General features: G+C 52.9%; 20 protein-coding genes. 14 read left to right on the top strand and 6 right to left on the bottom strand.

Annotated features, from left to right (window positions below; all coding sequences use genetic code 11):
* Positions 1 to 5 precede the first annotated feature (5 nt).
* The 3 genes from KG118_RS11815 to KG118_RS11805 all read left to right on the top strand — a co-directional run bounded on the left by KG118_RS11815 (position 6) and on the right by KG118_RS11805 (position 3394).
* Positions 6 to 434 carry a helix-turn-helix domain-containing protein gene (locus KG118_RS11815; RefSeq protein ID WP_007482646.1) on the top strand — a complete coding sequence of 143 codons (429 nt, stop codon included), beginning with the start codon at positions 6 to 8 and terminating at the stop codon, positions 432 to 434.
* The gene (locus KG118_RS11810; protein ID WP_117610795.1) at positions 397 to 2469 is read left to right on the top strand and encodes a bifunctional DNA primase/helicase; all 2073 of its coding nucleotides are present in this window, start codon (positions 397 to 399) and stop codon (positions 2467 to 2469) included. The genes KG118_RS11815 and KG118_RS11810 overlap by 38 nt, the downstream gene beginning before the upstream one ends.
* 406 nt (positions 2470 to 2875) lie before the next feature.
* A complete protein-coding gene (locus KG118_RS11805) occupies positions 2876 to 3394 on the top strand; it encodes a dihydrofolate reductase family protein (RefSeq protein WP_117610794.1) in 519 nt (172 codons plus the stop codon).
* 97 nt (positions 3395 to 3491) lie between these two features.
* Here the strand turns inward: KG118_RS11805 and KG118_RS11800 are convergent, their stop codons facing one another.
* From KG118_RS11800 to mobA, 6 genes are all read right to left on the bottom strand, one after another.
* Entirely contained in the window at positions 3492 to 5579 is a 2088-nt protein-coding gene (locus KG118_RS11800) for a type IA DNA topoisomerase (protein ID WP_117610793.1), read from the bottom strand.
* Positions 5580 to 5604: 25 nt separating this feature from the next.
* Entirely contained in the window at positions 5605 to 6927 is a 1323-nt protein-coding gene (locus tag KG118_RS11795; protein ID WP_117610792.1) for a DUF3945 domain-containing protein, read from the bottom strand.
* Between the two features lie 273 nt (positions 6928 to 7200).
* A complete protein-coding gene (locus tag KG118_RS11790; RefSeq protein ID WP_117610790.1) occupies positions 7201 to 8538 on the bottom strand; it encodes an ATP-binding protein in 1338 nt (445 codons plus the stop codon).
* Between the two features lie 58 nt (positions 8539 to 8596).
* Positions 8597 to 10606 (bottom strand): conjugal transfer protein MobC, encoded by a 2010-nt coding sequence (gene mobC / locus KG118_RS11785; RefSeq protein WP_117610789.1) that lies wholly within the window; start codon positions 10604 to 10606, stop codon positions 8597 to 8599.
* Positions 10607 to 10624: 18 nt separating this feature from the next.
* On the bottom strand, positions 10625 to 11893 hold the full coding sequence (mobB, locus tag KG118_RS11780) for a conjugal transfer protein MobB (protein ID WP_117610788.1): 1269 nt from the start codon (positions 11891 to 11893) through the stop codon (positions 10625 to 10627).
* On the bottom strand, positions 11878 to 12300 hold the full coding sequence (gene mobA / locus KG118_RS11775) for a conjugal transfer protein MobA (protein ID WP_117610787.1): 423 nt from the start codon (positions 12298 to 12300) through the stop codon (positions 11878 to 11880). Before mobA ends, mobB begins: the two co-directional genes overlap by 16 nt.
* Positions 12301 to 12865: 565 nt before the next feature.
* On the opposite strand from mobA, the gene KG118_RS11770 reads away from it, so the two are divergent.
* The 11 genes from KG118_RS11770 to traM all read left to right on the top strand — a co-directional run bounded on the left by KG118_RS11770 (position 12866) and on the right by traM (position 21949).
* Complete coding sequence (locus KG118_RS11770) at positions 12866 to 13648, top strand: ParA family protein (RefSeq protein ID WP_005924189.1); 783 nt, start codon at positions 12866 to 12868, stop codon at positions 13646 to 13648.
* A gap of 1 nt (position 13649) precedes the next feature.
* A complete protein-coding gene (locus KG118_RS11765; protein ID WP_007478184.1) occupies positions 13650 to 14078 on the top strand; it encodes a DUF3408 domain-containing protein in 429 nt (142 codons plus the stop codon).
* Between the two features lie 2 nt (positions 14079 to 14080).
* Complete coding sequence (locus tag KG118_RS11760; protein ID WP_007478186.1) at positions 14081 to 14710, top strand: hypothetical protein; 630 nt, start codon at positions 14081 to 14083, stop codon at positions 14708 to 14710.
* 170 nt (positions 14711 to 14880) lie between these two features.
* The gene (locus KG118_RS11755) at positions 14881 to 15177 is read left to right on the top strand and encodes a DUF4134 domain-containing protein (protein WP_004308755.1); all 297 of its coding nucleotides are present in this window, start codon (positions 14881 to 14883) and stop codon (positions 15175 to 15177) included.
* Between the two features lie 10 nt (positions 15178 to 15187).
* Positions 15188 to 15550, top strand: coding sequence for a DUF4133 domain-containing protein (locus KG118_RS11750; protein WP_007566699.1), 363 nt, complete (start codon positions 15188 to 15190; stop codon positions 15548 to 15550).
* Entirely contained in the window at positions 15547 to 18060 is a 2514-nt protein-coding gene (locus tag KG118_RS11745) for a TraG family conjugative transposon ATPase (RefSeq protein WP_007566701.1), read from the top strand. The genes KG118_RS11750 and KG118_RS11745 overlap by 4 nt, the downstream gene beginning before the upstream one ends.
* 11 nt (positions 18061 to 18071) lie before the next feature.
* Positions 18072 to 18698 carry a DUF4141 domain-containing protein gene (locus KG118_RS11740; RefSeq protein ID WP_007566703.1) on the top strand — a complete coding sequence of 209 codons (627 nt, stop codon included), beginning with the start codon at positions 18072 to 18074 and terminating at the stop codon, positions 18696 to 18698.
* Positions 18699 to 18717: 19 nt separating this feature from the next.
* Positions 18718 to 19713, top strand: coding sequence for a conjugative transposon protein TraJ (traJ, locus tag KG118_RS11735; RefSeq protein ID WP_028728967.1), 996 nt, complete (start codon positions 18718 to 18720; stop codon positions 19711 to 19713).
* Positions 19714 to 19733: 20 nt separating this feature from the next.
* Positions 19734 to 20357 carry a conjugative transposon protein TraK gene (gene traK / locus KG118_RS11730; RefSeq protein ID WP_004325451.1) on the top strand — a complete coding sequence of 208 codons (624 nt, stop codon included), beginning with the start codon at positions 19734 to 19736 and terminating at the stop codon, positions 20355 to 20357.
* A gap of 4 nt (positions 20358 to 20361) precedes the next feature.
* Complete coding sequence (locus KG118_RS11725; RefSeq protein ID WP_007754134.1) at positions 20362 to 20658, top strand: TraL conjugative transposon family protein; 297 nt, start codon at positions 20362 to 20364, stop codon at positions 20656 to 20658.
* On the top strand, positions 20636 to 21949 hold the full coding sequence (traM, locus tag KG118_RS11720; protein ID WP_007754131.1) for a conjugative transposon protein TraM: 1314 nt from the start codon (positions 20636 to 20638) through the stop codon (positions 21947 to 21949). The genes KG118_RS11725 and traM overlap by 23 nt, the downstream gene beginning before the upstream one ends.
* Positions 21950 to 21955: the final 6 nt, after the last annotated feature.

The following is a 21955-nucleotide window of genomic DNA, read 5'->3' as shown; positions in this document are numbered from 1 at the left end:
CACAGGTGGGTACATCTGTGGCGTTTTATTTTTCAGGACACCCGAACTTTGCGGCAAATCAATCAGTTACCGTTATGGAAATAATAACATTCGAGTCTAAAGCCTACAAGGAACTGGACAACAAGATTACCGCCATTGCCGACTACATCTTCAACCACATGGAAACGGCAAGGCAAAGCGAGGAAGACATGTGGGTGGACAGCTACGAGGTCTGCACGTTCCTGAAAATAAGCGAAAAGACCCTGCAACGCCTGCGGGTGTCGGGGACTATCGCCTATTCCAACATCAGGGGACGCTACTTCTACAAGGTCAGCGAGATACGCCGGATGCTGGAAGAACGCCTGATAAGGAGCAACAAGGAGAACATCGACAACCTGATAACCAACCACCAGTTGTATGCTAAGGAAAGAGGAAATCTTAGAAAGGACAAGTAACGGGCTGGCGGTATTCAAACACTACCTGCCCGGCAACTGGCGCATAGGTCGCAACTTCCTTAACCCGCTGTACGAGGACAGCAAGGCTTCCTGCAACATCTACTTCGACCGCCGGGGCGGTATCTACAAGATGAAAGACTTCGGCAACGACAGTTACAGTGGCGACTGTTTCTTCCTCGTGGGGCAGTTAAAGGGGCTGGACTGCAACCGGGCGGCTGACTTCGTGGAGATACTGGAAATCATCGACCGGGACTTGGGCTTGGGGCTGGCTTCCGGCACTCCGGTTTCCGTTCCCCCGGCGACCGTCCGCCGGGCAGTGCCGGACAAACCCGAAGAAACGCCCGAAAAGCCCGTCAAGCCCTACCAGTTCCGGGAACAGAAGTTCCCGCTTGCCGAACTGGTGTACTGGCAACAGTACGGCATCACGCCCGAACTGCTGGAACGTTACAAGGTCTGCTCGCTCCGGGAGTATCACAGCGAAACGGCAGAGGGCAAACCGTACACCTACACTTCATCGGTGGCAGAGCCCATGTACGGCTACAAGGGCAAACAGCACATCAAGCTGTACCGCCCGTTCTCCACGCCCCGCTTCCTCTACGGCGGCAGCTTCGGCGAAAACTACTGTTTCGGGCTGGAACAACTGCCAGCCAAAGGCGACACGCTATTCATCACGGGCGGCGAGAAAGACGTGCTTTCGCTGGCGGCGCACGGTTTTCACGCTATCTGCTTCAACAGCGAAACGGTGACGATACCGTCCACGCTGATTTATCGGCTGACGTTCCGCTTCAAGCACATCGTCCTGCTCTTTGACATGGACAAGACGGGCAAGGAAAGTTCATGCAAGCAGGAAAAACTATTGGAAGAATTTGGCGTGAAACGCCTGCTGCTCCCGCTTCCGGGAACGAAAGAGGAAAAGGACATATCCGACTACTTCAAAGCCGGGAACACCCGTGAAGATTTCCTGAAGCTGTTTATCGAATTTTTAGACAACCTGTATAGCGACACATTGATTATGCTTAAATCATGCGAGATAGATTTCAACAACCCGCCCGCCAAAGCACAAGAGATTATTTCGGCGGGTGACGTTCCGCTGGGGACACAAGGCAACCTGTTCGGCATCACCGGGGGCGAGGGAACGGGCAAGAGCAATTATGTAGCCGCAATCGTGGCGGGCTGCATCTGCCCGGCTGGTGCGGACATAGATACGCTGGGCATACAGATAACCGCCAACGGCAGGCACAAGGCGGTATTGCTCTATGACACCGAACAGTCGGAAGTGCAACTGTTCAAAAATGTAGGCAACCTGCTGGCACGTGCCAGACAGCCGAACAAACCCGATGAACTGAAAGCGTTTTGTCTTACCGGCATGTCACGCAAAGAACGCCTGAACGCCATTGTGCAGAGCATGGACAAGTTCTACTACCAGTACGGCGGCATCCAGTTGGTCGTCATTGACGGCATCGCCGACCTTGTAAAGAGTGCCAACGATGAAGCGGAAAGCGTGGCGGTGATAGATGAACTTTATCGGCTGGCGGGCATCTACAACACGTGTATTCTGTGCGTGCTGCACTTCGTCCCCAACGGTTTGAAACTGCGGGGGCATTTGGGCAGCGAGTTGCAGCGTAAGGCGGCTACTATCCTTTCGATAGAGAAAGACGAAGAACCTACCCAATCAGTCGTGAAAGCACTGAAAGTGCGTGACGGAAGCCCGCTGGACGTGCCGCTGATGCTCTTTGCATGGGACAAGGAAGCCGGGATGCACGTGTACAAGGGCGAGAAACCACGTGAGGAAAAGGAGAAGCGCAAGGAAAGGGAACTGGTGAATGTCGCACGTGACATCTTCGGGCGGCAGACACGCATCACCTACATAGACCTTTGCGAGCAGTTGCAGCAGGTCTTGGACATCAAGGAGCGCACCGCAAAGAGCTATATCCGCTTCATGCGGGAAAGGGACATCATCACCAAAGACACGGCGAACCAAAGCTGTTTTGTCATCGGTTCATATAATCTTCAAAGGAACGCAAGCTGCCCGTAGGCGTATGGGCTGAACTTGTGTATTTTTAGGTGCTTGTGTCCTGCCCTGTTGTGATAACACGGCAGGATTTTTTCTGTTTGCACGTGATTTTTCAGGGTATTTGCTTAACTTTGCAGAAGTTACACGGAAAAGTAACGGCAATAGGACGGCGGTTGCCGGAATATTGCCTTTATATATAACATATACGTTCGCCGAACGTCCCGATGCGAAAACTGGCACTTTTCAAAATGTGGGGATATTCAGCGCAGGATATGCTATGCGTTTGTCATAGCGTGGCTGCACTGTTTCCACATTTGGGTATGCCAGTACCTCGCATCGAAACAGCGTCATGCCACGCTTTCTTTTTTGGGGTGGCGGCTAACGTGCAAAGACAGTAGGGATTTATATCACTTTAATACCTGACAATATGGAACAAATCAGAGCGCACATCGCCGTATCGCTGGACGGGCATACCGCCACCTTAGACCAAGAACTGGACTGGTTGCCTGATAAAGTGAAAGCTATCATCGGCAAATACTATTTGGATGCGGATTGCCTGCTTATGGGGGCGAACACCTACAACTACATCTTTGAACACTGGGGCGGGTGGCCGCACAAAAGCAAGCGGTCTTTTGTGGTGTCACACTACGACACCAACGTAACGCCGGACTGCGGCGTGGAGTTCCTGACCGAAGAACCGCTGCAAAGGGTCTATGAACTGAAACAGGAAACCGACATGCTGGTGGTGGGCGGCGGCAAGCTGCTTACTTCATTGATTAAAGCCGGACTGCTGGACAGCCTGACAATCTACACCGTCCCGGTCATGGCGGGCAAAGGTATCGGCTTTATCGGGGAAACATTCGGCTCACATTGGAAACTCTCGGAAAGCAGGGTGCTGGATAACGGGGTGGTCTGTTCGACCTATCTGTTTGGCGGGAGCGTATAAAAAATGCGCCCGGTTTCCCTCCGGGCGCAACCACTAAAATTTCAATTATCATAAGTGGCAAAACCTATCACAATGAAATTCCAGCGGCAAAGATAGGCTATTTCTTCGGTTTCGCTTTCTTTTCGGGGAATGAAAAACCGACATTGAACTGTTCGTCCAGCACAAGCGAGGCATCGAAAGCCTTGCCGTTCTTGCCCTTGAAGCCCTTGATTAGCCCGGTCTTGCGTTTTGTCACCAGCTCGACAATCTGCTTGTCGGAAAGCTGCTTGTCGCACTTGTTGCGGAATATGGTAAGCGTGCAGTCCACGTTGGAACACTTCGCCACTTTCGGGTAGAACAGGATGCGCCCGCTGCCGCATTTCGGGCAGGGGCAGGTTTCACCAGTAGCGACAGATAGCTGCACCGATAGCAGTTCTGCGGTGATTTGCGTTGCGTACACCTCGATGCCCTTCCGGAACGTGTCGGCATCCATGCTGCCCGCTTCTATCTTGGCAAGGGCGGTTTCCCACATGCCCGTCATTTCGACATCGGCAATCTTCTTGTCCCTGACAATCCTGTAAACGGCAAGCCCCTTGTCGGTGGGTACAAGGTTCTTCTTCTCACGCACGATGTACTGGCGGGCGAACAGCGTTTCGATAATCGCCGCACGGGTGGCGGGCGTGCCTATCCCGGCATCTTTCAGGCTGGCTTTCAGTTCGGCATCTTCCAGTTCCCTGCCTGCGTTCTCCATTGCCGCCAACAGGCTGCTTTCCGTGTGCAGCGGTTTCGGCTTGGTCTGCTTTTCGAGCAGATCCACGCCGGAGAGTGGCAAATATTCTCCCTCTTGGAGTGGCGGCAGGCTGGCGGCTTCTTCATCCCCGCCCGTTTCCTGCTCGCCGAACACGGCACGCCACCCGGCTTCTTTCATCACAGACCCTTTCACCGTGAAGTCGGTATCTCCCCCTGACAGCAAGGCGGTGGTAACGTCTTTCACGCACTTGCCCGAAAAGGCTTCCAGCATACGCCCGGCTACCAGTTCGTAAACCGCCCGCTCGTCTTTGGAAAGTTCGCCGGGCAGGTTCTCGGTAATGATTAAGGCGTGGTGGTCGGTCACTTTGCTATCGTTCACGCTACGGCGGTTCAGTGCCGCACCGTCCAGCCCGGCGGCATACCCGGCAAAGCGGGAGTATTGCCCCAGCAGGGCGACACGCTCCGGCATTTCATCGAAAACGTCCTCCGGAATATAGCGGCTTCCGGTTCTCGGGTAGGACATCACTTTCTTTTCATACAGGCTTTGCGCTATGGAAAGCGTCTTGTCAGCCGAGAAGTTCAGCTTCGTGTTCGCTTCCTTTTGCAGCGTGGTAAGGTCGTACAAAAGCGGCGGTTCTTGGCAGGCTTCTTTCCTCTCAACGGATTTAACCACAAGTTGCCCGGCATCCTTTACCCGTTGCAGGGCGGCTATGGCTTCGGGCTGCTGTTCCCACTTGGCGGTAGATTGGGCGGTGAAACTTATTCCCCCGCTGGCGGTCGCCGCTTTGAGTTGCCAAAACTTGGCGGGTACGAAATTCCTGTTCTCCAAATAGCGGCTGCATATCATCACGAGCGTGGGTGTCTGCACCCTGCCCAGCGAGAACACGCCCTGCCCGGCGGCTACGCTCAACGCTTGGGTGGCGTTTATCCCTATCAGCCAGTCCGCTTCGCTACGGGACTTGGCAGAGAGGTAGAGGTTATCGTAACGCTCTCCCGGCTGCAAGTTATCCAGCCCCTCACGGATTGCCTTGTCGGTAAGGCTGCTTATCCACAGGCGCACGAAAGGCTTCCGGCAGTTCAGGTAATGGAAGATATAGCGGAAGATTAACTCACCCTCACGCCCTGCATCGGTGGCGACAATAATCTTGTCGCACTGGTCGAAAACTTCCTTTATCACTTTCAACTGTTTCAGCACGCCGGGGTCTGCCTTGCAGCCTTTCTCCGCTTTCACCTGACGGGGGATTAGCTGGAAATCGGGCGGCAGTATGGGCAGGCTCTCCCGGCGGAAGTTCGCCACGCCATAGGCTTCCGGCATGGCAAGCTGGATTAAGTGGCCGAACGCCCATGTCACCATATACCCGTTGCCGGAAAGATAACCGTCATTACGCTGGGTCGCACCGATGATGCGGGCGATGTCCTTTGCCACGCTGGGCTTTTCTGCTATCAATGCAATCATAATTCTTTACTTTTTAAGGTGGATACTACATTTTCATTCCTCTGGACTTCTTGGGCTTGTCCGCTTTCAGGCTCTTGTCCTGCGCCTTGTCCTGCTTCTCTTTCTGCTTGGCGGTGGGCTTGTCCTGACCCTGTTTCAGCGGCTCTTTGCCCTGCTTGGTGGCTTCGTTGGTCTTGCCCCCCGAATTGACCGCTACCTGCGTCCGGCTCTCGGCGGCGGGGGTAACGTCTTTCGGCTGCACCTTGTCGGGGGATTTGCCCTGTGCGCCGGGCTGTACATGACCGTTGAACTCAACGCCCTTGCCGTCCTTTAACCCGGCTACCTGCTGCTCTCCGGGCTGCTGCCCCTGCTGCAAGAACTGGACGGCGGCACGGGGCAGGAACTCCAAGCCACGCTCCACCGCGCTGACCTGCAAATAGGCACTGCGCTTCGTGCCGTCCCTGAATTGCAGGTTTTCCATTTTCACCGCTTGCCCGGCTTCAAAGGCGGCTTTCTGTTCCGGGCTGACTTGCACGTTACAGATTGTATCGGGGCATTTCCACTTGTCAGCCCGCATATACTCCAGTTCGTGCGTGTACCTGTCCCGGCTGACGAACACGGGGATTTGCTCGCCGCTTTTCGGGTCTTTGATTTCAGCGATGCCGCCCAAGTTGCCAGTGCCTTGCAAGTTGCCCTGTTCCTGCTTGGTGAACCCGTGTTCATGGAACGGGCGTTGCAACAGTTTCTCGTCCTGCTGCACGCCGTGCAGCTTGGGTACTACCGCACCGTCCTTTGCCTGATAGAAAGAGAGCTTGACATCGGTAGGTTTGAGGTAGAAGCCGCCCACCGTCCCCGAAACGGTGTAGGTGTTGCGGGACTTGTAGCCACGCATCACCCGGTCGAAGTCCTTTGTGTTTTTCAGGGTTTCGGCGGTGATGCCGACTTTTTTCAGGTTCTCCCAGTCGATTTTTGCCGGGTCGAAGCGGTAACCCTGCTTGAACTCGTGGAAGTCGGGCTTCGGAACTCGAAGCATTTCAGCCCGCTTGTCGCCCTCCGGTGTAGGGTTGCGGTGGTTGTCCTCGATTGCCTTTGCGTCCCGCTCCGCTTCGGAAGCCTTGACGCTGAACAGCTCCAGCCCGGAAGTGTCCTGATACTTGCGGTAGAAGTTGGAAATGAAGTTGCTGAACACATCGCTGTTCTTGTCCACCTGCATGAACTCGCCGCCGTGTCCGGTAGTGGGTGGCACGGTCTGCAAATTGCCGTCCTTGTCGATACCCTTAACGGCACTCACCTTTCCCTGCTGTTTATCCAAGACCAGCAGCACGTCTTTTTCCTGCCCCTCTGCGGGCGGGGTCATTCTGTTTGCCATAAATAATTGGAATTTTAGTGGTTACGGGAATAGTCCCGCCCAAAGGTAGCGACTAAATATGCTATATTTGGACGGGCGGCAAGGACTGTCCGAATTTGTCCTGCGCTGTCCCGATTTGTCCGGGTGGGATGAAATTCCGCAACCATTGGTTGCAGAATTGAAAAGGGCATAAAAAAAGAGAGCGAAGTTAATCACTCTCTTTGGGTGAGCCATTTATGAGCCATTTAATTATAGACCTTATGCCTTATAATCAACGGCTTATTAAAATTTGCATTATGCCTGCGATACGTTAGTGAGCCATTTAGGAACATAATAAGTTCCTTTTCCCACTTTACCCTGCATTTCCAGCCAACCATTCATTTGTTGGAGTATGCGGGATGCTGTCGGCTTGCTTACCCCCAAAATGTTCTGTACGTCCGAGTTCGTGACACGTCCGTTATTGGCTGCATACTCGACAACTGAAATATACCTTTCATCCACCCGCTGCGCCAATAGCTGCGAACGTATATCGGTATAATAGGTAATCATCAGACCGCTTAACATTTCAAGTTTGGGCGGTAACAACTTGTATGCGCTGACGGCTTCCAAGATACGCTTGTAGCCACGTCCCCAGCTTTCAATGTCCCCGCTTCTGAAAAAGGCGTTGGCGATTAGCGGATTATAAGGAGAGGACGGGTGGCTTTCAAAAAGTTTTTCGGTCGTCCAGCTTTCCGGCAACTGCCCGGCGTTCCAAAAGGTGATATGGTCGGGGAACACGCTAATCTGAATGGGTACGGCACTGGCATAGTCTTTATGTGCCACACAATTCATCAGTGATTCCCTGACAGCTTCCACCGGGAACTGCGGTGTTTCACGCCGGGAAATGCCCTCGTATGAAATGCGGTAAATCAGGTATTTGGTCTTTATCAAATCCATTGCCTTATCCACCTGCTCCATTAAAGAGCCGTGAACCTCGTCCTGAAACTCCAAGTTACCCTTATCATCCCGGAAGAAACCTATCTTGATATAAGCCCCGGTTACAAAGCGTTCCGGGTCGGGGTGGAACAACAGCAAGGCGGCACGGGTCGGACGGTTGGTTTGGGTGTCAATCAGCCTCAAATCGTGCAGCAAATTTTCGGTAGTATCTTTCAACACATCTTCGTCCACACGCCCGCTTCTCGCCGCTTCCTTGCGGAAACGGTTCAATGCGCCGGGGGAAAGTTCCTCTATGCCTGCCCACTCTATGGGAAACTCGTCCCAATGCCTGCCAGTACGTTGCAGGATAAAACGGTTCAACGCCGCACCTTTCAACTCCTGTTTCGTGCTGCCGCTGCGATAGTGGTACTGACCTTTGTAATTGATAGGATTGGAATAAGGCGGTACGTCAATCTCGATATATTTCAGCCCGTTTTCTTCCAGCAGGTTCACGTCCACGATGATACCCAGCACGTCACGCACTTTGTTCGGTATATCCTCCAGCAGTTTGTCGGCATCGGCAACGCCGACTACCTTACCGTTGTCATTCATACCTATATATATCTTGCCGCCTGTGGCGTTGGCAAAGCCGCATATCCATTTCAGATACTCGTCACGCCAGCTTTCTTTCCATTCCGTATTTTGGTTTTCATTCATAATCATTTCTTTGTCTGCAAAATTAGTAAAAATACTGTCTGTCAGGAAAGAATATCGGTTATTCTTCCTCTTTTATAAGGTGGCATAGTTCCGGGTCGTTCTTAATCCGGGTTATCTCGTCCTCGACAATCTGCCGGACTTCCTGACGGATGCGGTCATAGTTGGCTTGTATCTCCTCCTGCATCCGGTCGTTGCCGTCCTTGTCGGTGAAGTCGATAATCTGCGGCAACTTCACGTAACGGGCGGTTTCCCGCTTCACCTTTTCATTGTCCACCACGATTTCACAGTGGAAAATCTTCTGTTCTATCCGTTCATCGAAGTTGTCCGCCACCGCACCCACAAACATACCTTGCGTGAGGTTGGATATTTTGCTGGCGGGTATCAGGCTGTCCATTTGGGTGCTTATCGAGGTGGACTTCTCCCGCTGGTTGATTGTCATGCTCTGCCGTTTCTGCAACACCTTTCCGAAACGCTCCGACAGGATTTTCGCCGTTTCACCGACTACCTGACCGCTGAACACGTTGCCCACAGTATTTTGTATCACACGGCTTTCCTTGTCCCCGTAGTCACGGGTAAGCTGGCTGTAATCCTGAAAGCCCAGCAGAACCGCAACCTTGTTGCTTCGGGCGGTCGCAATCAAATTGTCAAGCCCACGAAAATAAATCGTTGGCAACTCGTCTATTATCACCGAACTTTTAAGCTGACCTTTCTTGTTTATCAGCTTCACGATACGGGAATTATATAAGCCCAGTGCTGCCGAATAGATATTCTGACGGTCGGGATTGTTGCCGACAACCAAAATTTTAGGCTCTTTCGGGTTGTTGATGTCGAGTGAAAAATCATCCCCCGTCATTACCCAGTAAAGGGCGGGTGAAATCATCCTTGAAAGCGGGATTTTCGCACTGGCAATCTGCCCCTGCAACTGCTCTTGAGCGTCTGATTCCCAAGCATCCACGAACGGGGAAAGATAATTTTCCAGTTCAGGATAGCTGCGCAAAATCGTGAAAACATCAGCGTATTTCTTGTTCAGCAGTTCAATGGCATGGGGGAACGTGCAATACTTACCGCCTTGATAGATACGGAGATACCAAATTATAGCCGCCAAAAGAATAATCGGGCTTTCCACGAAGAAGTCGCCCTGCTTGCTTATCCAACTTCGATTGAGGTTAAGCATTATCGTGTAGCTTGCTTCGTAGGCATCCGCAATGTCCGACATGAAACTGGCGTTTATCGGGTTGCATCGGTGGCTCTTGCGTGGGTCGTCAAAATTGATAATGTAGAATTTGGGCTTTACCTTATACCCGTCCAAGTGGTTAAGCAAATGATTATAAGCGATTTCCGATAAATCGGGAAACTTATAATCATAGCAGTAGAGCGCAAAACCTTTCTCGATTTGCTGTTTTATGTAACTATTTACCACTGCATACGATTTGCCGCTGCCCGGCGTACCCAACACAAGGCTGGCACGGAACGGGTTCACAACATTTATCCAGCCGTTATTCCATTTCTTCTTATAGTAGAACCGGGTAGGCAGATTTACCGAATACTCGTTCTCGATAAGCCTTGTTTCCTGCTGGAAACTTTCATTTTCCGTATTAAAGACATCATCCATTAGGTTGTTCTTCAACAGCCGGGACATCCATGTACCCGCCATGAGCATACAGATATAGCCCGCCGACAGCGTGGCGATATAAAACACAGTGTCCGCCGTATGTGGCAGCGGAAGTTCCAGCAGCCACCAGTTCAGGAAAAACAACACGACACCCGCCGCAAGGCTGCAATGTATCTTCGTCCACGTTATCTTTTCCTCTTTCACGCCCTTAGTGCCGATACACGACAGGGCGAGGAACACCACCGCAAAAAGTTTCGTCCAAAGAACGGACGAGAACAGCCCGGTGGTGCGCTGGAAGTTCCACAGTATCTTGTCTATCACCTCAAACGTCACTCCCCATTCTTTCAAGGTGGAGTAACAGAACCAGTACACGTTTATTCCCACGAATAGAATACTGACAGCCCGCATAAAGTCCATGACCCTTGCAAGCCCTCTCAAATCATCTTCCTGTTGCATGATTGTAATGTTTTTTAGTTAGTCGATACGCCTTGTGCGCTTCTTTTTCTTCTTTCTCTTTTGGCGGGCGGTGTCCTGCGGCTCGTCACCGCCTGATGCACCGCCGCCCAGCAAACCGCCGAAAGCACCCAGCACGGAAGCCATGCCCGAAACGATGTCGGATTTCGGAGTGAAGCCCGGTTGTTCCTGATGCGTGGATTGGTCTTGCTGCGGTGCTGACAATTCGGGCTGGTGCATCTTTCCGGTTTCGCCCGAAAAGCGTTCGTTGAACACGTTCGCCGAATACTCCTTGCCCAAGCGTGAACCGTTCAGCACCACACGGCTGTCATGGTCGATGAACGTAACGCCATAGATGCGCCCGCTGTCGTTCTGACGGAATACCACGTCAATGCCCTGCTTTTTTAGCTGCTGTTCCAGTTCCTTGCGGCTGCGGGCGGTCTGCATGGCAGTGGCTACAATCTTCCGGGTGCGCTCTTTCAGTTTCCCGTTCTTGATTGCTTCGCCCGATTTCTCCATTCTGCGCTGCACCGCTTCATAACCTACCGACTTGCCGATGCGGGAAGCCTTTACCGGGTTGCCCGCCTTTTCGCCCTTGTCATTCATGGCGGAATAGACTATGCCCTGATAGGGCTTGCCGTTTATCTCCCCTTTGACTTCCTCGGCGCACACGTTGTAAGCGGCAAGCAAAGCCTTGTACTCCCCGAACGACTGGAAGCGGTAGCCGTAACAAGCCGCTTTCACGGTATTGCCGATTTGGTGCTTCACGTCCCCGGCGGCATAGTCCACCTTTTTAAGTTCCGGGCGTTCGGCACGTTCCTTTCGTTCTGCCGGGTGCAGGTTGTATTTCTGCTCCAGTTCACGGGTGATTTGCTTGCTGCGCCGATGCTCGAACCTGTCATTCAGCGGCTTGCCGTTCTCGTCCACCCGCAACCCCACGATGTGGATGTGGTGGCGGTCGATGTCGGTATGCTTGTACACCAAATAAGGCTGGTCGCCATAGCCCAACTTCCGCATATACTCTTTGGCAATGTCGGAAAGCTGCCGGTCGGTCAGCACGTCTTCCGGGTGCGGGTTTATGGAAATATGAAGTATCGGCTTCTTGGTGGATAGCTGGACGGGCATCTGCATTTCAAAGCTGCGCATACACTCGCCGATAGAGAAATTCCCGTCCTCGCTTAACAGCATCCGGTTGGAGAAAAGCACCTTTGCTTCCCCGCTGTCCACCTTGTTTTGGTTGTACGCCAGTGCGCCGAACATATTGCCGCCCGTGCTTATTTTGGCAACCATAGTTCCCTGCATTCATTGGTTAATGCAATAACTTGGCGGTTCAGTGCCGCCAATTCGGTGGTCGCTTTCTCCAGTTTATAGAGAAAAGCCAGTGCCTTTTTCTCCGAAAAGTTACTATTCAGAGCCTTTACCACTTGGTTGTAATTGACCGCTACCGCTCTGAATTGTGCGTAAAATTCGGTCAACCGGGCACAATATTCTACTGCCGATTTGTCCACTTTCACCACCCGGAACGGCTCGCCGAACAGCCGGGCGGCGATGAAACGGGACTTGCTCGTAACGCCCGACTGCTCCCACTGCGAGAGGAAGCGGGCGTTCTCCCGGTCGTTCAGGTAAAGGACATGGCGATGCTTCGCCGGGTCTGCGAGGGCGGGGCGACCGCCCTTGTTAGGTTTTCTTGTTTCCATGCTTCTTTCAATTAAAAAATTACGACTTCGGAGTGATTTTTACCCCCGCAAGGGGCAAGGCGTTTTCAGGCACGGAAAACGGTTCTATGTGCCATAGAACACACCTTGCTATTTTCTGACGAAAATCGAAATCCGTCACGGACGGATTGGGGTTAGCGTGGAACGGTAAGCCCAGCCATTCACCAGCCCTGTTTTACACCTGCGCCCCCTGCGGTTCGTTACTCCGCTGCAAAGTAACGGTGATTTATAATGCTGTAAAATAGGTGGTTGGTGGACAAAACGGGACAGCGCAGGACAAATCGGGACAAGGTTTTCAGGGGACGTTTTTTCTCCCTTTTTTTGCATCGGATTTCAATATTGAAAGCAAGATTGAAAGAAATATTCCAATCAGGAAAGAATGATTGAAAGCAGGATTTCAATAAAACATGATTGCAGGATTTCAATATTTCAAGAAAGAATGAAAGCAGGAAAACAAGATTGAAATAAAACAGTCTTTCAATATTTCAAGATTGCAACATGGAAAGAATGAATGATTGAAAGCAATAAACAAATCTATCAACCAATAATGAACGGAAGCAATATGGAAAACGAGAAAACACCCCTTTATGTCGCCTTTTCCACCCAAAAGGGCGGGGTCGGCAAAACCACCTTTACCGTGCTGGCGGCGAGTTACCTATACTACCTCAAAGGCTACGATGTGGCGGTGGTCGATTGCGACTACCCGCAACACTCCATTGCCGGGATGCGAAAGCGGGATGCCGAGCAGGTCGGGGCGGATGAAGATTACAAGCGAATGGCGTATGAGCAGTTCACCCGGCTGGGGAAGAAAGCCTACCCGGTATTGTGCAGTTCACCTGAAAAGGCGATTGCAACGGCTGACGAACATATAGCCGCCGGACACGTGCCGGATATAGTGTTTTTCGACCTGCCCGGCACGGTGAACAGCGAGGGCGTGATAAACTCCCTTGCGGGCATGGACTACATTTTCACCCCCATTTCAGCCGACAAGGTGGTGCTGGAAAGCAGCCTGTCGTTCGCAATGGCTATCCAAAAGCTATTGGTGAGGAATGAAGCCTGCCGACTTGCCGGGCTGTACCTCTTTTGGAACATGGTGGACGGTAGGGAGAAAACAGACCTTTACACCGCCTACGACAAGACCATTAAGGAACTGGAACTGCCGCTGATGAAAACCTTTATCCCCGATACCAAACGCTACAAAAAGGAACTGGTGGCGGATAAAAAGGCGGTGTTCCGCTCCACGCTCTTTCCCGCCAGCCGCCCGTTGGTAAGGGGAAGCAACTTGGAAGAACTGATAACCGAAATAGTGTACTACATCAAATTAAAATGATATGGCAAAGCAAAGCGGCGGGATGCCGAAGATAGACGAGGATTTTATGCGGGAACTTATCTCGCAGGGTGTACCCGCCAAGCGGGAGAGCCAGCCGGATGATGAACCGCAGCCCGGCAGCGAAACGGAAACCGCCCACGAGGGACGGCAGGCTGAAACAGTGCAAGTAGAGAAACCGACACCCCGCAAGCGCAAGGGCGGTTCGGGCGACTACCGGGAAACCTACTTTCAGAAAGTGGAACTGGCAGACCGACAGCCCTTGTACGTGAGCCGAACCACGCATGAGAAGCTGATGCGTATCGTGACGGTGATAGGCGGGCGAAAGGTGACGGTAAGCAGCTACGTGGAAAACATTCTGCTGCGCCACTTCGAGCAGTACCAAGACGAGATAAACACCCTGTACGAAAGCCACTTCCAAAAGCCTGTCTGACTATGGTAATCTATTGCATACTTACCGGGCTTTTGGTGTACTACATCGCCCTGTGGCTGTGGTATCGCTACACGGACAGCCGGACATCACCGGGCAAAACGGATGATGCGCCGCTTCCACGAAACGGGGTTTCAGGCTACACGCTGATAGGTGAAAGCCGATACAAGAGCGGACAATTTCAGACAGCGCAGGACAAATCGGGACACCTCCCGCAAGCGGCTGAAAATGATACTATTTTTGCGCCGCAGGCTGACGGACTGCCGGAAGAAACGCCCGGTTACGAGAATGACGAACCCGACTACGAGGACGAGGAAATAGCCGGGTACATGGACGGTGACGATGATACCGGGCGGGCTACGGGCGTGAGCTTTGACGAACTGGGCGAAGCGGTACGCACGGCGAACGCCGACAACCCCACCGAAACGGAACAGCGGCAAGCCGCCGGGACACTGGCAAGGATTGAGGGGACGAACCTCTACGATGCGGTGGTGGAGAACATCAACGGCGGGCTGGCAAAGGTGGCGGAACTGCTGGGACGCAACGAAGCGGAACTGGCTGCGGCTGCTGTCCCTGCCGAAGCTGGCAATAAAAGCAAGGAACACGAAGCGTTCGACATGAACGATTTCCTATAATATAATAATGTATAAGCCTGACAGCATGAAACAGCGTGATTACGGTTGATTGGCAACCTGAAAACCAAACAGACAAACGGGACTATCCCCGACCACTAAAATTTCAAATTATTCACCAGCCGGGAAAGGCGGACTATCCACCCGCCGCCCGGCATTAAAAACAAATCACAATGAGAAAGAAAATCTTCTTGTCGGCGGCTATACTTGCCGCCGTGGTAAGTGCCTACGCACAAGGAAACGGGCAGGCGGGCATCACCGAAGCCACGAACCTAATCACCGGGTATTTCGACCCCGGAACAAAACTGGTGTACGCAATCGGGGCGGTCTGCGGCTTGATTGGCGGGGTAAAAGTATATAACAAGTTTTCAAGCGGCGACCCCGACACCTCAAAGACCGCCGCCAGTTGGTTCGGGGCGTGCATCTTCCTGATTGTAGCCGCCACTATCCTGCGCTCGTTCTTCCTCTAAACCTGCGGCTATGTCTGACGAGTTGTTGAGGGCTAAGCCCGAAAAATATCAGGTAAACAGGGGTATCGGGAAGCCCGTGGAGTTCAAGGGGCTGAAAAGCCAGTACCTCTTTATCTTTTGCGGCGGCTTGCTCGCCGTCTTCGTGGTGTTCATCGTCCTGTTCATGGCGGGCGTGAACCAGTGGCTATGTATCGGTTTCATCGTGTCGGCTTCGCTGCTGCTCGTGTGGCAGACGTTCCGGCTCAACGCCAAGTACGGCACGCACGGGCTGATGAAAGCCGCCGCACGCAAACGGCATCCACGCTTCATTATCAGCCGAAAGGCGATACCCCGATTATTCACCTACAAAAAAAGAAAGGAAGAAAGACCATGAGAAATATGTTAAAGGCTACCACGCTGGAAAGGAAATTCCCCCTTTTGGCGGTGGAGAACGGCTGCATCATTTCAAAGGATGCGGACATAACGGTGGCTTTCAGGGTGGAACTGCCCGAACTGTTCACCGTCACCAGTGCCGAGTACGAAGCCATACATTCGGCATGGTACAAGGCAATCAAGGTGCTGCCCGACTACTCCATAGTACACAAGCAGGACTTCTTCATCAAGGAGAACTACCAGCCCGACACGGAAAGGGACGAGCTTAGTTTTTTAAGCCGCTCCTTTGAACGGCACTTCAATGAACGCCCGTTCCTGAACCATTACTGCTACCTGTTCCTGACAAAGACGACAAGGGAGAGAAGCCGCCGACAGAGCGACTTCTCCACCCTATGCCGGGGCAGGATTGTACCGCAGGAGATAGCCGACAAGGAAGCGGCGGCAAAGTTCATCGAAGCGGTCGGGCAGTTTGAAAGGATTATGAACGACAGCGGGTTTGTCACCCTTACCCGGCTGGCGGCATCGGAAATCACCGGGCAGGACGGAAAGGCGGGCATCATCGAGAAATACTTCTCGCTATCGCAGACAGATACCACCTGCCTGAAAGACATCGGGCTGTACCCGGAAGAAATGCGTGTCGGGGACGACATACTGTGCCTGCACACGCTTTCGGACGTGGAAGATTTGCCCGGAAAGGTCGGGACGGACACACGGTTTGAGAAGCTGTCCACTGACCGGAGCGACTGCCGACTGTCATTCGCCGCCCCGGTGGGCGTGCTGTTGTCGTGCAACCACGTCTATAACCAGTTCATCTTCATAGACGACCACGCCGAAAACCTGAAGAACTTCGAGCAGACCGCCCGGAACATGCAATCGCTCTCCCGTTATTCCCGTGCCAACCAAGTGAACAAGGAATGGATAGACGAGTACCTGAACGAAGCGCACAGCAAGGGGCTTGTATCGGTGCGCTGCCACTGCAACGTCATGGCATGGAGTGACGACCGGGAAGAACTCAAACGCATACGCAACGATGTGGGAAGCCAGCTTGCGCTAATGGAGTGCAAGCCACGCCACAACACGGTCGATACGCCCACGCTCTTTTGGGCGGGCATACCCGGAAACGAAGCGGACTTCCCCGCAGAGGAAAGTTTCTACACGTTCTTGGGGCAGGCTCTCTGCCTGTTCGTGGAAGAAACGAACTACAAGAGTTCGCTTTCGCCGTTCGGCATCAAAATGGTGGACAGGGTGAGCGGTCGCCCGCTGCATATCGACATATCGGATTTGCCCATGAAGAAAGGCATCACGACCAACCGCAACAAGTTCATACTTGGGCCGAGCGGGTCGGGTAAGTCTTTCTTTACCAACCACATGGTGCGTCAGTATTACGAGCAGGGGGCGCACGTGCTGCTGGTAGATACGGGTAACAGTTACTTGGGGCTGTCCCAGCTTATCCACAACCGCACGCACGGCGAGGACGGGATTTATTTCACCTACACCAACGAGAACCCGATAGCGTTCAACCCGTTCTATGTCGAGGACGGGGTATTCGACATAGAGAAGAAAGAGAGCATCAAGACCCTTATACTCACCCTGTGGAAGCGGGATGATGAAGCCCCGAAGCGGTCGGAAGAAGTGGCGTTGTCAAACGCCGTGAGTGCCTATATCGAACTGACAGGCAAAGACCGTTCGGTAACGCCCTGCTTCAACACGTTCTACGAGTTTGTCCGGGATGATTACCGCCGACAGCTTGAACAGAAGAACGTCAGGGAAAAGGATTTTGACATAAACAATTTCCTGAACGTGCTTGAACCGTACTATCGTGGCGGTGAGTACGACTACCTGCTGAACTCCGACAAGGAACTGGATTTGTTGCACAAACGCTTCATTGTCTTTGAGTTGGACAACATCAAAGACCACAAGATTTTATTCCCGGTAACGACTATCATCATCATGGAAGCCTTTATAAACAAGATGCGCAAGTTAAAGGGAATAAGGAAGTTAATACTAATCGAGGAAGCGTGGAAAGCGATTGCATCGGCGAACATGGCGGACTATATCCGCTACCTCTACAAAACCGTCCGAAAATATTTCGGGGAAGCGATTGTAGTCACGCAAGAGATTGAGGATATTATTTCTTCCCCTATCGTGAAAGAGAGTATCATCAATAACTCGGACTGCAAAATCCTGTTAGACCAAAGAAAATATCTCAACAAGTTTGACAGCATACAGAACCTCTTGGGACTGACCGACAAGGAGCGTTCGCAGATATTGTCTATCAACATGGCGAACCACCCCGGACGGAAGTACAAGGAAGTTTTCTTCTCGCTGGGCGGCACGCAGTCGGCGGTGTACGCCACAGAAGTTTCATTGGAAGAATATTACACCTTCACGACAGAGGAAAGCGAGAAAATGGAACTGTTCGCACTTGCCGACAAGCTGGGCGGCAACCTTGAACTGGCTATCAAGAGGCTTGCAGAAAGCAAACGTAATCCCCAATCATCAACAACTTAAAAATCAGGAACATGAAAAGAACAATTCTCCTTATGGCGGTATGCCTTTGCTTCATCGGCAACGCATCCGCACAGTGGGTGGTGTCAGACCCCGGCAATTTGGCACAGGGCATCATCAACACCACCAAGCAGATAGTGCAGACTTCCACCACAGCCAAAAACACGCTGGACGGCTTCATGGAAGCGCAGAAGATTTTCCAGCAGGGAAAAGTCTATTACGATGCGCTCAAAGCGGTACACGATGTTGTCAAGGGCGGCATCAAGGTGAAGAAGTCCATTGAACTGGTGGCGGAAATATCCGAAATCTACGTGCGAAACTACCAGAACATGCTGGCTGACCCGAACTACACGCCGGATGAACTCACCGCCATTTCAGCCGGGTATGCCAAGCTGCTCTCCGAAAGTGCGGACGTGTTGCAGGACTTGAAGAATGTAGTGAACGTGACGGGTATGTCGCTGACGGATGCCGAAAGGCTGGCGGTAATCAACAACGCCTACAAAAGCCTGCTCAACTACCGCAACCTCGTGAACTACTACACCCGAAAGAACATATCCGTGTCCTACCTGCGGGCAAAGAAGAAGAACGACACAGACCGGGTGCTGGCTCTTTACGGCTCGGCGGATGAACGCTACTGGTAACATATAAATCGGTATGCCTATGTTATTAGCAGCGGTGGATTTTGACAACCTGCACCAAGTGTTGCGGGTGCTGTACGATGAAATGATGCCCTTGTGCAGCAACATGACGGGGGTAGCCAAAGGAATAGCCGGGCTGGGTGCGCTGTTCTATGTAGCCGCCAAAGTGTGGCAGTCGCTCGCACGTGCCGAACCCATAGACGTGTACCCGCTCCTGCGTCCCTTTGCGCTGGGGCTGTGCATCATGTTCTTTCCCACGTTCGTGCTGGGGACTATCAACACGGTATTGTCGCCAGTGGTGAAAGGGTGCAACCAACTTATGGAAACGCAGACTTTCGACATGAACGAATACCGGGCACAGAAAGACCGACTGGAATATGAAGCCCTGATGCGTAGCCCCGAAACGGCTTACCTCGCTTCGGACGAGGAATTTGACAGGCAACTGGAAGAACTGGGCTGGTCGCCCTCCGATATGGTAACTATGACGGGTATGTATATGGACAGGGCGGCGTACAATATAAAGAAGTCCGTCCGGGACTGGTTCAGGGAACTGCTGGAAATGCTCTTTCAGGCGGCGGGGCTGATTATAGACACGCTGCGCACGTTCTTCCTAATCGTGTTAAGCATACTGGGTCCGCTGGCGTTTGCGATTTCCGTCTATGACGGTTTCCAAAGCACGCTGACCCAGTGGATTTCACGCTATATATCCATTTACCTGTGGCTACCCGTGTCGGACTTGTTCAGCAGCGTGCTGGCACGCATACAAACCCTGATGCTACAAAAAGACATCGAGCAGCTTTCAGACCCGAATTTCATTCCTGACGGGAGCAGCACCGTGTATGTAATCTTTATGATTATCGGCATCGTGGGCTACTTCACCATTCCAACGGTGGCAAGCTGGATAGTGTCGGCTGGCGGTACGTCTGCCTATAACCGCAACGTGGCACGGGCTGGGTCAATCGCCGGGGCGGCGGTCGGTGCGGCAAGCGGGAAAGTAACCGGGAAACTACTCAAATAACCAACATCAATATTTAGTATATGGAATTTAAGTCATTAACGAACATCGAAACGAGTTTCCGGCAAATCAGGCTCTTTGCGCTGGTATTCATCTGCCTGTGCGCACTGGTGACGGGCTTTGCCGTGTGGAACTCGTACAGCTTCGCCGAAAAGCAGCGGCAGAAGATATACGTCCTCGACAACGGCAAAAGCCTGATGCTGGCACTCTCGCAGGACATGGCGCAGAACAGACCCGTGGAAGCCAAGTCGCACGTGCGGCGTTTCCACGAACTTTTCTTCACGCTCTCACCCGACAAGGGGGCTATCGAAAGCAACATCAAACGCTCGCTGTTCCTCGCCGACAAGACCGCTTTCAACTATTACAAGGACTTGGCGGAAAAGGGCTACTACAACCGGGTGATTTCCGGAAACGTCACGCAGACGGTGGAGATTGACAGCGTGAAGTGCGACTTCGACCAGTACCCCTACAAGGTGAACACGTATGCCCGCCAGTTGATTGTCCGGGAAAGCAGCCTGACGGTGCGAAGCCTTGTGACCTCGTGCCGCCTGCTCAACGCCACACGGAGCGACAACAACCCGCACGGCTTCATCATCGAAGCGTTCACCATTACCGAGAACAAGGATTTGCAGACCATTAAGAGATAGCCTTATGGAAAGAAAACGAAACTACATCGGAAAGGTGCGGGACTGGGCGGACGACCGCCTGCGCCGAATGTGCGGACGGATTACGCCGGGCAAAAGGCTGGCGGTTATCCTCGTGATGTTCTTCTTCCTTGGCGGCTTGTCTATCTACATTACCGTTTCATCAATCTACAACATCGGGAAGCGGGACGGCAGGCGGCTGCAAATAGAACACATCAGGCAACTGCCGTTGCACGGCAACGACACAACCAAAAGTATCAACCCCTTAAACAGACCGCAATATGGAAGAAGTACAGAAGAATGAGAACGGCACGACCGTACCGCAGGCGGACGGGAAGCCGAAAAAGGAAGATAAACCCAAACGGGAACTTACCCCGCAGCAGGTGCAGCAGCGCAGGAAAATGATAGTCTTCCCGCTGATGTTCCTTGCCTTTGCCGGGTGCATGTACCTGATATTCGCACCCTCCGGCAAAGAGGACGTGAACGTGGAAAGCGTGGGCGGCTTCAACGCCGACATACCCCTGCCCGCAGAGGACGGGATTATAGCCGACAAGCAAAAGGCTTACGAACAGGCGATGATAAGCCGCAGGCAGCAGGAGAAGATACAGTCCTTGCAGGACTTCGGTTTCACCGGGAACGATGAAGCGGAAGAACCGCAAGCGGAAATCGACCTGATGCCGGAAGAGGATGCGAAGCCCCAAAGGGGCGGCGGTGCTTCTTCGGCATACGCTTACCGGGACATCAACCGCCAGTTAAGCACGTTCTATGAAACTCCGGCGGTGGACGAGGAAAAAGAGGACTTGAAGCGGCAGGTAGCGGAACTGACCGATAGGCTGCAACAACAGAACGCCACACCCACCGCTGACGACCAAATGGCACTCTTGGAAAAGTCCTACGAGCTGGCGGCAAAGTACATGAACGGCGGGCAGGGACAAGTCGCACAAGTCCCGGTAACGGGCGACATTGACCGCAAGCCGGATGCGGTGGCGGTGCAGGCTGTCAGGGAAACGACCGTTTCGGGATTGCGGCAGCCCATGAGCGATGCCGACTTCATCCGGGCTTACAGCCAGCCACGAAACTACGGCTTCAACACGGCAGTAGGCACGGGGTACGCTATGGGAAAGAACACGGTAGCCGCCTGCATCCACCAAGACCAAACCCTGACGGACGGGCAGGCGGTGAAACTACGGCTGCTCGAACCCATGCAGGCGGGGAACATAGTCGTGCCGAAGAATACCCTCGTGGCGGGGACGGCAAAGGTGCAGGGCGAGCGGCTTGACATACTGGTGTCCTCGATTGAGTACGCTGGCAACATCATCCCGGTGGAACTCGCCGTGTTCGACACGGACGGGCAAAAGGGGCTGTCCGTCCCGTCCTCTATGGAGCAGGAAGCGTTCAACGAAGCTATGGCGAATATCGGAAGCGGGCTGGGTACAAGCATTTCCTTTGCCCAAAGTGCCGGGCAGCAGGTGGCTATGGACGTGACAAGGGGATTGCTGCAAGGAACGTCCGGCTACCTCGCCAAGAAGTTCCGAACCGTGAAAGTGAAGCTGAAAGCCGGGTACAGGGTGATGCTTTACGCCAAACAACAATAACCATTT

The sequence above is a fragment of the Bacteroides propionicigenes genome (genome assembly GCF_018390535.1).
Lineage (GTDB): Bacteria > Bacteroidota > Bacteroidia > Bacteroidales > Bacteroidaceae > Bacteroides > Bacteroides propionicigenes.
The sequence above is the reverse complement of the archived record's forward strand: the minus strand, read 5'-3'. Positions and strand labels throughout refer to the sequence as shown.